Source organism: Phreatobacter cathodiphilus, assembly GCF_003008515.1.
Classification (GTDB): Bacteria; Pseudomonadota; Alphaproteobacteria; order Rhizobiales; family Phreatobacteraceae; genus Phreatobacter; species Phreatobacter cathodiphilus.
The window spans coordinates 796955-810906 of the sequence record NZ_CP027668.1; the positions used below are offsets into that span (position 1 = coordinate 796955).

13 protein-coding genes and 1 tRNA gene are annotated in these 13952 nt (G+C 68.8%); 7 read left to right on the plus strand and 7 right to left on the minus strand.

The window, feature by feature from the left end:
* The first annotated feature begins 97 nt into the window (after positions 1-97).
* Together C6569_RS03940 and C6569_RS03945 are read left to right on the plus strand one after the other, a co-directional pair.
* A complete protein-coding gene (locus tag C6569_RS03940) occupies positions 98-607 on the plus strand; it encodes a hypothetical protein (RefSeq protein WP_106747616.1) in 510 nt (169 codons plus the stop codon).
* Positions 608-740: 133 nt separating this feature from the next.
* Positions 741-944: a hypothetical protein gene (locus tag C6569_RS03945; RefSeq protein WP_146144727.1), complete on the plus strand. Its 204-nt coding sequence runs from the start codon at positions 741-743 to the stop codon at positions 942-944.
* A 77-nt stretch (positions 945-1021) separates the two neighbouring features.
* Here C6569_RS03945 and C6569_RS03950 read toward each other — a convergent pair whose 3' ends face one another.
* The 4 genes from C6569_RS03950 to C6569_RS03965 form a co-directional block, all read right to left on the minus strand.
* Positions 1022-2296: a TRAP transporter large permease gene (locus tag C6569_RS03950; protein ID WP_106747618.1), complete on the minus strand. Its 1275-nt coding sequence runs from the start codon at positions 2294-2296 to the stop codon at positions 1022-1024.
* Between the two features lie 9 nt (positions 2297-2305).
* Positions 2306-2860 carry a TRAP transporter small permease gene (locus C6569_RS03955; protein ID WP_181313899.1) on the minus strand — a complete coding sequence of 185 codons (555 nt, stop codon included), beginning with the start codon at positions 2858-2860 and terminating at the stop codon, positions 2306-2308.
* Between the two features lie 109 nt (positions 2861-2969).
* The gene (locus tag C6569_RS03960; protein ID WP_106747620.1) at positions 2970-3971 is read right to left on the minus strand and encodes a sialic acid TRAP transporter substrate-binding protein SiaP; all 1002 of its coding nucleotides are present in this window, start codon (positions 3969-3971) and stop codon (positions 2970-2972) included.
* 92 nt (positions 3972-4063) lie between these two features.
* On the minus strand, positions 4064-4795 hold the full coding sequence (locus tag C6569_RS03965) for a GntR family transcriptional regulator (protein WP_245898225.1): 732 nt from the start codon (positions 4793-4795) through the stop codon (positions 4064-4066).
* 533 nt (positions 4796-5328) lie between these two features.
* Between C6569_RS03965 and C6569_RS03970 the strand changes: the two genes are divergently transcribed.
* The 4 genes from C6569_RS03970 (at position 5329) to C6569_RS03985 (ending at position 9754) form a co-directional block, all read left to right on the plus strand.
* A complete protein-coding gene (locus C6569_RS03970; RefSeq protein ID WP_106747621.1) occupies positions 5329-6381 on the plus strand; it encodes an ABC transporter substrate-binding protein in 1053 nt (350 codons plus the stop codon).
* Positions 6382-6389: 8 nt separating this feature from the next.
* Complete coding sequence (locus C6569_RS03975; protein ID WP_106747622.1) at positions 6390-7334, plus strand: ABC transporter permease; 945 nt, start codon at positions 6390-6392, stop codon at positions 7332-7334.
* Positions 7324-8151 (plus strand): ABC transporter ATP-binding protein, encoded by an 828-nt coding sequence (locus C6569_RS03980; RefSeq protein ID WP_106747623.1) that lies wholly within the window; start codon positions 7324-7326, stop codon positions 8149-8151. Before C6569_RS03975 ends, C6569_RS03980 begins: the two co-directional genes overlap by 11 nt.
* A gap of 61 nt (positions 8152-8212) precedes the next feature.
* Positions 8213-9754 carry an amidohydrolase family protein gene (locus tag C6569_RS03985; protein ID WP_106747624.1) on the plus strand — a complete coding sequence of 514 codons (1542 nt, stop codon included), beginning with the start codon at positions 8213-8215 and terminating at the stop codon, positions 9752-9754.
* Between the two features lie 92 nt (positions 9755-9846).
* Here the strand turns inward: C6569_RS03985 and C6569_RS03990 are convergent.
* The 3 genes from C6569_RS03990 to C6569_RS04000 form a co-directional block, all read right to left on the minus strand.
* Positions 9847-9921, minus strand: a tRNA-Val gene (locus C6569_RS03990).
* 83 nt (positions 9922-10004) lie between these two features.
* Complete coding sequence (locus tag C6569_RS03995; protein WP_106747625.1) at positions 10005-11042, minus strand: amino acid ABC transporter substrate-binding protein; 1038 nt, start codon at positions 11040-11042, stop codon at positions 10005-10007.
* A 20-nt stretch (positions 11043-11062) separates the two neighbouring features.
* A complete protein-coding gene (locus C6569_RS04000; protein ID WP_106747626.1) occupies positions 11063-12394 on the minus strand; it encodes an aspartate aminotransferase family protein in 1332 nt (443 codons plus the stop codon).
* Between the two features lie 188 nt (positions 12395-12582).
* On the opposite strand from C6569_RS04000, the gene C6569_RS04005 reads away from it, so the two are divergent.
* Positions 12583-13938 (plus strand): DUF2865 domain-containing protein, encoded by a 1356-nt coding sequence (locus C6569_RS04005; RefSeq protein ID WP_181313900.1) that lies wholly within the window; start codon positions 12583-12585, stop codon positions 13936-13938.
* Positions 13939-13952 lie beyond the last annotated feature (14 nt).

Sequence of the window (13952 nt, forward strand, 5' to 3'; positions counted from 1 at the left end):
TTGGTGAACGTGCCGCACGGTAACGTCGCGGTGCCCGCCGCGAATGGTCAGCAGCGGGCGACGATCGCCCCGGACCAGGACCAAAGGGGGCTCCACCATGATGACCGACACCGCCGCACCCGCCGCCAGCCGCATCGCCGGCATCGCCGTGCCCGGCCTGCGCGAGATGATCGCCCTCGTGGTCGGCGGCTTCGCCGGCCTCGGCATCTGGGAGATCTGGGCCAACGTGCCCACCGCCATCGTCGCCGGCGGGCCGCTGGAGCCGCCCGCCCTCATCAAGGCGCTGTTTGCCGCCCGTCTCGGGTTCGAGCCCTCCGACGTCGTCGCCAAGGCGCTGCACTACGCCACCGGCGTCGTCGGCTATCCGCTCGGCTATTATCTCCTCACCCGCAACGGCGTTTCGCTCGGGCGGCGCTGGAACGGCTGGGCCTGGGGCACCTTCACCACCTTCATCGCCCTCGGCATCTTCGCTCCGCTCGCCGGGCTGCCCTTCATGCTTCTCGCCTGGGGTGGCCAGCTCACTATCATGAGCACGATCGGCCACGCCCTCTACGGCGCCATGGCCGCCTGGGTGACCGAGATGATGCTCGACCGCGACCGCCCCTGAGCCGGTCGGGACATTTGGCGCGAAGGTGGAAAGGAACGGGCAACCCTGGCCGACGCCAGGGCTTGCCCGTTAACCATTCCTGTACGAGAAAGACGCCATCGTGCCGCTCAAGAGCACGTTCGAGGATGCGCGCATGACCACCATCAAGCTGCAGATCCCGCCGGACCTCCTGGCCGCGGTGGACCGCTTCATCGAGGAAGAGGTCCCCGACGTCAGCCGCCCCGACGCCCTGCTCGCCGCCCTGCGCGCCTGGGCCGTCGGCAACGGCCTCATGCTCTCCTGGCGCGGCCCGCAGGAGCCGCCCGCCACTTGGCCTGAGGCCGCCAACGACGGGTGAGGGCAGGGCCCTCGCCGTTCCAGACCGCTTCGCAAAGCCCGGCGTGACGCGCCGGGCTTTCCGCTTCCGCCGCCCCCTCAGCGATACCAGAGCGTCGGCAGCGCCGTGGTGAACCACGGAAACACCGAGATCAGCACCAGCACCAACAGCAGCGGCACCAGGAAGGGCGTCACACCCGCCACCGTCCGCTCGAACGAGATGTTGGCGACCTTCGACAGCACGAAGAGCACCATGCCGACGGGTGGCGTCAGCAGCCCGATCATCAGGTTCAGCACCATCACCACCCCGAACTGTACCGGATCGATGCCGACCTTGAGGATGATCGGCATGAAGATCGGAACGAGGATGGAGATGGCGGCGATGGTCTCCATGAAGCAGCCGACCACCAGCAGGAACAGGTTGATGATCAGCATGATCAGCAGCGGGTTGTCGGTCACCGACAGCAGGCCCGTGGCGATCGCCTCCGTCACCCGCGTGGTGGTCAGCACCCAGCCGAAGAGCGAGGCCGCGGCGACGATGATGAGGACGCTCGCCGTGGTCTCGATGGTCTCCAGCGTGATGCGGTAGAACTGCTTGAGCGTCAGGGACCGGTAGAGCAGGGCGCCCAGCAGCAGCGCCCAGGCGCAGGCGGCGATCGCCGCCTCCGTCGGCGTGAAGATGCCGAGGGACATGCCGCCGATGATCAGCGCCGGCGTGAACAGCGCCGGAATGGCGCGCAGAAAGGTCTCGCCCAGCGCCTTCATGCGGAAGACCTGGTCCCGGCCGATCCCGTGCCGGTGCGCGTACCAGGTGACGTAGAACATCATGACCACGGCCATGAGCACGCCGGGGATGAGCCCCCCCGCGAAGAGCTGGCCGATGGAGACGTTGCCGACGACACCGAAGATGACCATGGGCAGCGAGGGCGGGATGATCGGCCCGATGGTGGAGGAGGCCGCGGTGATGCCGACGGCGAACTCGTCCTTGTAGCCGTGGTCGCGCATCGCCTTGATCTCGATGGTGCCGAGGCCGCCGGCATCGGCCACCGCCGTGCCAGACATGCCGGCGAAGATCACCGAGCCCACCACGTTGACGTGGCCGAGGCCGCCCTTCATCCAGCCGACAGCCGAGACGGCGAAGTCGTAGATCCGGTTGGTGATGCCGGCCGTGTTCATCAGGTTGCCCGCGAGGATGAAGAACGGCACCGCCAGCAGCGGGAAGGAATCGACGCCGCCGGCCATGCGATGCAGCACCACGAAGTCCGGGATCATGGTCTCGAACTTGATGTAGGCGAGCGAGCCCGCCGCGAGCGCGATGAAGATGGGGGTGCCGAGGGCGAGCAGGATGAGGAAGATGCCGAAAAGCCAGAACATGCCGCGCCCTCAGTCGATGATGAGGCCCTGACGGGCCGGATCGGGACGCCAGCCGCGGCGGGCATTGGCGATGAACATCTGGCCCGCTCGCCAGAGCATGAGCAGGCAGCCGACGAGGATGCCGCCGTAGACGATGCTCATCGACAGGTCGAAGACCGTCATGCGCTGGATTTCCATGCGCTCGGTCACCTGCCAGGCGTACCAGACGAGCAGGGCGACGAAGCCGAGGACGATGACGTCGATGAGGAAGTTGAGCAGGCGAACCGCCGGCTCGGGAAGGAACTGGTGAAGCACCTCCACGGCGATGTGGCTGCGCCGGCGCATCGCCACCGCCGCGCCGACGAAGGTCACCCACATCAGCAGGTAGCGGGCGATCTCCTCCGTCCACGCGAAGGACGAATTGAGGATGTAGCGGGAGAAGAACTGCAGGAAGACGACGAAGGCCATCAGCCAGAACAGCGTGAAGGCAATCCAGTCCTCGGGATAGTGCTCGATCTCGACGTCCGGATCCTCGACGACGATCAGGTGGTCCGCGCCGGGCGCGGTGGGAGGCGGCGTTGACATGGGAACCCTGTCGGAAGGCGGTATCGGGGCGCGGCGGCGGGACGGCGGCGCCGGTTCGCGGCGCCACCGTCTCGCTGGAAGGGGAGGAGGGCGGCGGCGCCGCCCCGCCTCAGCTGGAGGAGGCGAGCCCCTGAAGCGCGTCGTACTCGGCCTTGGACCACCCGGCGCCGGAGGCCGCATCGTTGTGCAGCGGCACCGCCGCGGCGCGGAAGGCGGCCCGGTCGGGCGTCACCACCGTCTTGCCGAGCTTGCGGAACTCCTCGGCGAGCTTCTGCTCGCTCTCGCGGATCTTGTCGCTGGCGCGCGAGGCGGCTTCCATCAGGACGTCCGAGAAGATCTTCTTCTCCGCGTCGTTGAGGCGGGCCCAGACGTGGCTGCCGACGATGGAGAGCAGCGATTCCGTGATGTGCCCGGTGAGCATGATGTGGCTCTGCACCTCGTAGAACTTCTTCGCCATGATCGTCGGCAGCGGGTTCTCCTGGCCGTCCACCGTGCCCTGCTGCAGGGCGAGATAGACCTCGGCGAAGGCGATCGGCGTGGCGTTGGCGCCCACCGACTTGGTGAACATCAGGAACAGCGGCGCCGGCGGCACTCGCAGCTTCATGCCGCGCATGTCCTCCGGCTTGGTGATCGCCTTGTTGGCGGTGACGTGGCGCTCGCCGTAGTAGGTGAGGGCGGTGACCTTGTGGCGGGTGCGGCCCTCGTAGCCGGAGGCGATCTGCCGGAACAGCGGCGAGTCGCGATAGGCCTTCCAGTGGTTGAAGTCGCGCAGCACGTAGGGCGCGTTGGTGATGGCGATCGGCTTGTGGATGGAGCCGGCGAAGGCGACGCCGGTGTAGATGATGTCCACCGTGCCGAGGCCGAGCGCCTCGTTGATCTGGTTCTCGTTACCGAGCTGCGAGGCCGGGAAGACCTCGATCTGGTACTTGCCGTTGGTGCGCTTGGCGATCTCGGCGGCGGCCCACTGGGCGTCCGTGTGGTAGGGCTCGCCCGTCTCGTAGACGTGAGCCCATTTCAGCTTCACCTGCTGGGCGCGCAGCGGCGTGGCGGCGAAGGCGGTCGTGGCAAGTCCTGCGCCCGCGATCAGGGCGTTGCGGCGTGTGATGGTCATGGGGTGTCCTCCCTACCCGATGGTGCTGTGATGGGCGGTTTTTCCGCCGCTTGTTGCCGCAGGACCGGTCGCGATCCGGCGGTGGAATGGCGTCAGGCGCGCTTGAGATCGGGGCGCCCGATATCCTCCTGGAAAAAGTCGGGGTTGAAGCGCTCGAGATCCTCGGCGCCGAGCTTGAGCCCGTCGATGTGCCGGCCGAGGGCTTCGGCCGCGGCGTCCGGCCGGCGCTGTTCGATCGCCTTCAGCACGGCCTCGTGCTCGGCCACCACGCGGGCCATGCGGCCCGCCAGCGGCAGGGTCAGGCGGCGGAACCGGTCGACCTGCAGCTTCACGTGCCGCACCAGGGTCCAGACCCCGGGATGGCCCCCGGCCGCCGCGATGGCCTCGTGGAAGGCCTCGTCCGCCCGGTGGAAGGATTCGGTGTCGGCGGCCTCCGCCGCCTCCGCCATGCGCGCGACGATGGCGCCGAGTTCGATGATCTGGCTCTTGCTCGCCCGCTCGACGGCGGCCCGCACCGCGTGCTGCTCGAGGATCCGCCGGATCGTGATCGCCTCCGGCAGGTCGGCCAGCGGGATGCGCGAGACATAGGTGCCGGACTTCGAGACGATGTCCACCAGCCCCTCGTCGGAGAGGCGCAGCAGCGCCTCCCGCACCGGCGTACGGCTGACGCCGTGCTGGGCGGCGATGTCCTTCTCGTTGAGCTGGGAGCCGGGGGCGAGGCGCAGCGACAGGATATCGTCGCGCAACAGGCCGTGGATCGCCGCCGCCGCCGTCCGGCCGCGCGCCGCCTGCCTGTCCCGCATCCCTCCGATCACCGTCAGCATTTCGGCTCCTCTGATATGAGAGGTACACCTGATATATCAGCTTGGCAATGAGCAGCTCGGTGTGGCTGCGGCCGCCCGCCACCGCCTGATCAATTCGGCTGCAGGACTGCCGGGTTTTGGAGCAGCGGAAGGGGCCGTGTGCGCCCCGGTTTGCGGCGATGCCGGCCATTTCTGCACTTTCCGCAGGAGAGGGCGCTTGGCATTGCCCTTGCTTTGATGAGGACCAGCGCAGCCCCCGCCGCAGGGCGAGGACTTCAGGTTGGCGTGCCGCCTTGTTGTTGTGGAGATTGCGATGTTCGCAATCCTCGACCTCATCGGCTGCATCCGGCCGATGTCAACGAGCGTGGATCTAGGGCAGGAACCGGCCATCGCGCGATGCGCCAGCCGGGCGAAGGCTGATCGACCCCACAACAGCAGTCCAGAGCCGCAGACCGGACGGGTTACGCCTGCCCGGCTGCCGAGCCATGCGCCTGACGGCGCGGCCCTCTCGCATCCGCATTGTCCCCATCACCCGATCCTCAGCGGAGTCTCCCATGTGTGACCGCCATGGCTGCATGCACCTGCCGAACCTCCAGGCCATGAACTTCTCGCGGCGCGGCTTCCTGCGCGCCGGCGCGGCGGCTGCCGCCATCACCATGGCCGTCGGCCCTGATGTGGTGCTGGCCCAGGGCCGGCCGATCAAGTCGACCCACGGCACCGGCTTCTGCAACCTCAACATCTTCCTCGCCCACGCCATGCAGTTCTCGCGGGCCGAGGGGACCGACCTCCAGTTCGTCAACACGCCGACCTTCGCGGAGCAGGTCACCTTCCTCGGCATGGGGCAGGTCGACGTGGGTCTGATGCCCTATACGAGCTTCATGGCGCTCTTCGACGCCGGCGCGCCGGTCAAGGTGGTGGCCGGCGGCGGTGTCGAGGGCTGCGTGATCGTCTCGCGGCCGGGCCTCGATACGCCGCAGAAGCTCAAGGGCAAGACCCTCGGCACCTTCCAGCTCGATACGCTGGAGGTCATGCCCTACGACTACCTGAAGAAGAACGGCATCAGCTTCCGCGACGTGACCGTACGCTATATGGGCTCGACCCCCGAGGCTGTGGAAGCCTTCAAGGCCGGCGCCATCGACTGGATTTGCACCATCGAGCCCTACGGCACCGCGCTCCTGCGCGACGTCCCCGGTTCGCACAAGCTCTCGGACGGCACTGACATCTACGGCAAGGGCTATACGGACTGCGTGCTCGCGGCCCGCTCCAGCCTCATCGCCGAGAACCCGAAGGGCCTGAAGGCCATCATCAAGGCGATGATGCAGGCCCAGGCCATGGCCGAGAGTCAGCAGCAGGAGACGCTGACCAAGCTGGTCGGGACCTATTACAAGACCTCGATGGAAAACGCCGTCCTCGCCATGGGCAAGCAGCCGGCGGTGGTCGATGCCCGCTCGCAGACCCAGTTCATCCTGGAGCGCACCGACAGCCTGGTCGAGATGGGCTACATCAAGAAGAAGCCGACGCGCGAGGCCATCGACTGGACCCTGCTCGAGCAGGTCATCGCGGAGAACGCCGATCTCTACGCCAAGCTGAAATACAAGTCGGCCTGAGGCGGACCATGACGGACGCCGCCATCGCCGATCACGTGCCGCCGGCTCCCAAGGCCTCCGCCGTTCCCAAGGGGACGGCGGAAACCTGGAGCACGCGCCTGAAGGAGAAGCTGGCCGAGGCCGCGCCGCGGATCGGCTGGACGCTGGTCTCGGTCGGGCTCTTCGCCGGGATCTGGGAACTGCTCTGGGCGGTGGGCGTCGCCGACCCCAAGCTCCTGCCACCGCCGCACGTCTTCCTGGGCGCCTTCGCCGACCAGGCCAAGTTCTTCAACACGGCCACGCGCTGGTCCATCGGCCTCAATCCGGCCGACGGCCCGACGCCCCGCCAGGCCCTGTTCATCACCGTCGGCGCCACGATGGGCCGGGTCTTCTCCGGGCTCCTCATCGCTTCGGTTCTGGCGGTCACGGTCGGCGTGCTGATCCGCTATTTCCACCTCTTCGAGAAGCTGACGCTGCCGACCATCACCCTGCTGTCGCCGGTCTCGCCCATCGCTTGGCTGCCGGTCGCCATCTTCATCTTCGGCATCGGCAACGCGCCGGCCATCTTCATGGTCGTCATCGCCCTGTTCTTCCACATGGTGCTGGGCACGGTGGCGCAGATCGACGGGGTGAATCGCAACCTCATCAACGTCGCCCGCACCATGGGGGCGACGAAGCGCCAGATCTATCTGCGCGTCATCGTGCCGGCCATCCTGCCCGGCCTGCTGATGGTGCTGAGGCTCAACATGTTCGGCGCCTGGATGGTGGTGCTGATCGCCGAGACCACCGGCGTCGGCTACGGCCTCGGACAGGTGATCATGCTGGCGCGCAACACCTTCAACCCCTCGCTGGTCTTCTTCTGCATCGCCCTCATCGGCTTCCTCGGCTTTGCCTCGGACTGGATCCTGCGCATGGTCCAGAAGCGGATTCTCTACTGGGTGCCTGAAACGACGGGAGTTCTGCGTGGCCTCTGAGACGCCCAAAGCCTATTCGTCCAAGGACAGCGTGGTCTGCCGCAACGTGTCGAAGATCTGGGCGGCGGGCACCCGCCGCGCCCATGAGGCGCTGCGCGACATCGACCTCGACGTCAGCCCCGGCGAGTTCGTGGTCTTCCTCGGCCCCTCGGGCTGCGGCAAGTCCACGCTGCTCTACCTGATCGCCGGCCTGGAACCGGCCACCGCGGGGGAGATCTGGTCGTTCCGCGACCGCGTCGACACCCCGTCGCCCGAGCGCAGCCTGATCTTCCAGGAGACCTCGCTCTTCCCCTGGCTCAACGTCTGGCAGAACGTCACCTTCGGCCATGCCATCCGCGGCGTGCCCGAGGCCGAGCGCAAGGCGATCGCCGCCGATGCCCTCCAGCGCGTCGGCCTCGCCGAGGCGATCAACAAACGGCCGGACGAACTCTCGGGGGGCATGCGCCAGCGCGTGGCGGTGGCGCGGGCCCTGTCGATGCGGCCGAAGGTCCTGTTGATGGACGAGCCCTTCGCCGCCCTCGACGTCCAGACGCGCCAGAAGATGCAGGACTTCCTCCTCGACGTCTGGCGCGACAGCGGCGCCTCGGTGCTGTTCGTTACGCATTCCATCGATGAGGCGGTGGCGCTGTCGGATCGCATCGTCGTCTTCACCGCCCGTCCGGGCCGCATCAAGACGATCGTCACCAACCCGCTGCCACGGCCGCGCAACCTCTTCTCCCGCGAGAGCGAGGCCCTGCGCATCCACTTGACCGACCTGCTGCGCGACGAGGTGGACCGCGCCTTCGCCGAACAGGAAGGCCTGGCCCCGGCCGCCTGACGCCACGCGCGGCGGCTCCGCCGCGCGCCCCTCCGTCCCACATCCCTTCCGGAACCCGCCCATGGCCACGTCTCTCGTCCGCAGCCGCACGCTGATCACCGGTGTCGTCGACCGCTTCAACTGGAACCAGATCGACGACGGCGCCGTCCTGCAGGAGGACGGGGTGATCACCGCCATCGGCACCTATGCCGATCTCCACGCGCGCCATCCCACCGTGCCGGTGATCGGCAGCGGCGAGGAGATCGTGTTGCCCGGCTTCGTCAACGGCCACCACCATGTCGGCCTGACGCCGGTCCAACTCGGCTCGCCCGACATGCCGCTGGAGCTGTGGTTCATCACCCGCCTGGTGATCCGCAACCTCAACCTCTATCTCGACACGCTCTATTCCGCCTTCGAGATGATCGGTTCCGGCATCACCACGGTGCAGCACATCCACGGCTGGATGCCCGGCACGCTGCAGGAGGTGGAGGCCAAGAGCTCCGACGTCATCCGCGCCTACGAGGACATCGGCATGCGGGTGTCCTACTGCTACGCGGTGCGCGACCAGAACCGGCTCGTCTACCAGGCCGACGACGATTTCGTCGCCAGCCTGCCCCCCGAGCTGCGCGATCCGATGAAGCGCTACTTCGAGCGCTTCAAGACCAGTCTCGACGAGGTCATGGGCCTGTTCGAGACGCTCTACCGCAAGCACCAGAACAAGAGCCGGGTGAAGATCCAGCTCGCGCCCGCCAATCTCCACTGGTGCTCCGACGCGGCGTTGACCCGGCTCTCCGAGGCCTCGAAGAAGTTCGACGTGCCGATGCACATGCACCTGCTCGAGACGGCCTACCAGAAGGAATATGCCTGGCGGCGCGGCGAATGCACGGCGCTCGAATATATCGACCGCTTCGACATGGTGAACGAGCGCCTCACCCTCGGCCACGGCGTTTGGCTCAACGAGAGCGACATCGACCGTCTGGCGAGCGCCGGCGGCTGCGTCTGCCACAACTGCTCGTCCAACTTCCGCCTGCGCTCCGGCGTCGCCGCCCTCAACGTCTTCGAGGCCAAGGGCATGAACACCGCCATCGGGCTGGACGAGGCGGGCATCAACGACGACCGCGACATGCTGCAGGAGCTTCGGCTCGTGCTGCGCGCCCACCGCGTGCCGGGCATGGTCGAGGCGGACGTGCCGACCATGGCGCAGGTGTTGCGCATGGCGACCACCGGCGGCGCGAAGACGACGCCCTACGGCACCGGCATCGGCAGCCTGGAGGTCGGCAAGGCCGCCGACCTGTCGCTGCACGACTGGAAAGCCATCGCCTATCCCTATCTGGACGCCGAGACCCCGGTGCTGGACGCCTTCGTCCAGCGGGCCAAGGCGCAAGGCGTCAAGGCGGTGATGTGCGATGGCGAGATCCTCTATGCCGACGGCCGGTTCACCCGCGTCGACAAGGACGCCGCCCTCAAGGCGCTGCACGACGACCTCGCCAAGGCCCTCTCCCATGACGAGGTCGAGCGCCGTCACCTCTCCAAGGCGCTGCTGCCGCACGTCCGCCGCTTCTATGCCGACTATATCGACCCCTCCCGCCACGAGCCCTTCTACCGGCCGAGCTCGAGGGTCTGAGGCGGAGCCTTTCCCGGCGCGCGCGTCGGCGCGCCGTACGGCGCCGGAGGCTTGGGATCGGTGGACTGCAGGCCGGTCACCGAAGGACCGGATGGTGGGCGCGACAGGGATTGAACCTGTGACCCCTCCCGTGTGAAGGGAGTGCTCTCCCGCTGAGCTACGCGCCCGCGCCGTCGAGTGGCGAGGAGCCGCGTTCCTAGCGGCTCCCCCCGCACGGTGTCAAGAATGTCCGCGCGCCGAAACGCGGGGCTCAGCGGATGGGGTAGGGGTATTGCAGCCCGCCCTTGGTCCACAGCGCGTTGGTGCCGCGGGGAAGTCCGAGGCGGGAGCCGGCGCCGACATTGCGCTCGAAGCTCTCGCCGTAGTTCCCGACGTGGCGGATGATCCTGTACGCCCAGTCGTTGGTGAGGCCGAGCGTCTCGCCGAACTTGCCGTCGGTGCCGAGCAGGCGGCGAATCTCCGGGTTGGTGGTGCCGGCGCGCATCTGCTCGACATTGGCGCGGGTGACGCCGAGGTCCTCGGCGTTGAGCATGGCATAGTGCGTCCAGCGCACCAGTGCGGCGAAGTTCTCGTCGCCACGCCGGACCGCAGGCCCGAGCGGCTCGCGCGAGATCAGCTCGGGCAGGATGACGAAGTCGCCGGGGCTGGCGAAGCGCAGCCGCTCGGCGGCCAGGCCCGAGGCGTCGGTGGTGAAGCTGTCGCAGCGGCCGGCCTCGAAGGCCTTGATGCCCTCGTCGTTGGTCTTGAAGCTCACCACCTCGTAGCGCAGGTTGTTGGCGCGGAAATAGTCGGCGAGATTGAGCTCGGTCGTGGTGCCCTGGGTGACGCAGATCGAGGCGCCGTCGAGGCCCTTCACCGAGGTGACGCCGGAGGCCTTTCGGACCATGAAGCCCTGGCCGTCGAAGTAGTTGATGGCCGGCCAGACCATGCCCATCGCCGTATCGCGGCTCATCGTATAGGTGGCGTTGCGGGCGAGCAGGTCCACGTCGCCCGTCTGCACCACGATGAAGCGGGTCTGCGCCGTCGTCTGCACGAAGCGGATCTTGGTCGGGTCGTCGAAGATCGCCGCCGCGACGGCGCGGCACAGGTCGATGTCGAGGCCGCGCCATTCCCCGTCGCTCGCCTGGAAGCCGAAGCCGGGCAGGCCGGTGTGGATGCCGCAGGTGAGGAAGCCGCGCTGCCTGGCGCGCTCGATCACGTTGGGGGTCTGCGCCAAAGACTCGGCCGGCAGGGCGGCGAGCCCGGTCAGCGCGAGCCCGCCGAGGGCTGCGAGGGTGGTGAGTTTCATGTCGGACTCTCCTCTGGAAGTCAACCGGCCGGCGGCAGGCTGGCGTCGACGGCTTCTGCGAGCCGTTCGACGATGGTGTCGATGTCTCCCGCATCGACGATGAAGGGCGGGGCGATCAGCACGTGATCGCCGCGGATGCCGTCGGCCGTGCCGCCCGACGGATAGACCATCAGCCCGCGGGCCATGGCCTCCGCCTTGATCCGGGCATGCAACTTCAGGGCCGGGTCGAAGGTCTCCTTCGTGCCGCGGTCGGCGACGATCTCGATGGCCTGGAACAGGCCGCGGCCGCGGATGTCGCCGACATGGTGGTGGTTGCCGAAGCGCTCGGCCAGGCGGCGTGTCAGGTGCGCGCCCTGCGCCCGCACATTGGCGAGCAGATTGTCGCGCCGGATCACCTTCTGCACGGCGAGACCGGCGGCGCAGGCCAGCGCATGGCCGAGATAGGTATGGCCGTGCTGGAACAGCTTCGAGCCGCGGTCGAAGGCCTGGAACACCTTGTCCGCCACCAGCACCGCGCCGATGGGGGCGAAGCCGCCACCGAGCCCCTTGGCGATGGTCATCAGGTCGGGCGCGACGCCCTCCTGCTCGCAGGCGTGTAGCGTGCCGGTGCGGCCCATGCCGCACATCACCTCGTCGAGAATGAGCAGGATGCCGTGCTGGTCGCAGATCTCGCGCACGGCGCGGAAATAGCCGGGCGGGGCGGTGATGGCGCCGCAGGTCGCCCCGCCCACCGTCTCGGCGATGAAGGCGATGACGCTGTCCGGCCCGAGCCGCTCGATCTCCTCCGCGAGTTCCGCCGCCAGCCGCGCGCCATAGGCCTCGGGCGTCTCGCCGGCGGCGCGGTGGCGATAGCCGTAGGTGGGCGAGACGTGGTGCGTCTCGATGAGCAGCGGCGCATATTGCACCCGTCGCCCCGCGTTGTGGCCGACGGCCAGCGCCCCCAGCGTGTTGCCGTGGTAGCTCTGCCGTCGCCCGATGATGTGGCGCCGCTGCGGCTGCCCGATCTCGACGAAATACTGCCGCGCCAGCTTCAGCGCGGTCTCGATCGCTTCCGATCCACCGGAGAGGAAATAGACGTGGCTCATGCCGGCGGGGGCGTCGGCCACGAGCATCTCGGCCAGCTCCTCCGCCACTTCGGTGGTGAAGAAGCTCGTATGGGCATAGGCGAGGCTGTCGAGCTGGGCGTGCATGGCCGCCAGCACGTCGGGGTGGGAATGGCCGAGGCAGGAGACCGCCGCCCCGCCGGAGGCGTCGATATAGCTGCGGCCCTGCGAGTCGCGGATGACGATGCCCTCGCCGGACACGGCAACGGGATAGTCGTGGGCAAGGCTCCGGTGGAAGACGGCGGTCATCGGCGGGCACCCGCGGCAGGGAATGAGGACTGCGCCATTTGGGCGCATGCCGCGGCGCTGGGCAATGGCGGCGCGGCGGGGCTGGGCTGCGTCCCCGCACATTCTGGCGACGACCACGAAATTGAAATAGTTTCGTGTGCTTGATCGCTGCTTCGACAGGGATGAGGGACAACCGACCAGGGGGATGCGTGCAGGTTCGTTCGGGCACGAAACGGGCGGCGATGCTGGCTTTCGCGGCGATGGCCCTGGCCCTCGTCGTCGATGCGGCGCGGCCGGCCGAGGCCCAGGCCGTCTGCGCGCAGATTCGCGCCCGCATCGCCCAGCTCGACCGGGCGCCCGCCGGCGCGGCGGCCAACCGCCGCTTCGCCGCGGCCGCCCGCAGCCAGCGCGCCGAGATCGCCACCATCACCCGCGCCTACCAGGCGGCGGGCTGCGGCGGCTTCTTCCAGGGCGCCCAGTGTTCGGCCCTGGACGCCCGGCGCCGCCAGATGCAGGCGAACCTCGCCCAGCTCGAGGCCCAGGCCGGGGGTGGCGGCGTCCAGTCCGCCCAGCGCCTCCAGCAGCGGGCCCAGCTCGTCGCTGCCTATGACGCCAACGGCTGCGGCGCCACCCGCGAGGCCGCCGCACAGCGGCCGGGCTTCTTCGGCTTCGGCGGAGCGCCCGAGCGGGACGTCACCCGCGAATACCGCACCCCCGACTCCAGGCCTCAGACGGCCTATCGCGAGGGAGAGGAGCCCCGGCGGCCGGGCTTCGGCAATTTCATCGAACATCTGTTCGGCGCGAGGCGCGACCCCGGCTTCCAGGACGACGTCGCCGCGGTGCCCGAGGAGCAGCTCCGCCCCGGCGACGGCGACGAGCGGCCGCGCAATGTCGGTCACCGCGCCGTCTGCGTGCGCCTTTGCGACGGCGCGTTCTTCCCCATGACCTCATCGCCGCGGCCGGGAGCCGAGCTCGGCCAGGAGGAGCTCTGCCAGATGCAGTGTCCGGGCGCCGAGGTGGCGCTCTACCGCATGCGCGACGACCAGATCGAGAACGCCGTGTCCGTGGACGGCGCGCCCTATACGGCGCTGCCCAACGCCCTGCGCTTCCGCCAGCGCTTCGACGCCGCCTGCACCTGCCGGCCGCGCAACGGCTCCTGGGCGCAGGCCTTTTCCGACCGCGCCGACCCGACCCTGCGCAGCGGCGACCAGGTGATCTCGGCCGAACAGGCCCGGCTCCTCTCCATGCCCGCCGACCAGCGGCAGGCGGTGCGCGAGGAGATCGCCTCCGAGCAGCGCGCCCGCCGCGAGGCGGAGCGGCTGGAGCGCATCGACCGCTCGCGCGGCCGGGGAGGGGCTCCCCGCCCCACCATCGGCATCGACGGCACCATCCGCGCCGCCTCCGAGCCGGAACCGGTGGAGATCCGCGGCACGGCGCCGGCCGTCTCGCCGTCGGCGCCGGCGCCGGTCGAGGTCCCGCCCGAGCCCGACCGCCGGCCCGTCCGCGTCATCGGTCCCCTCTACGCGCCGCGCGCCGACACCCCGTCCCTTCCGAGCGGCGGATGACGCCGCGCGGGCGC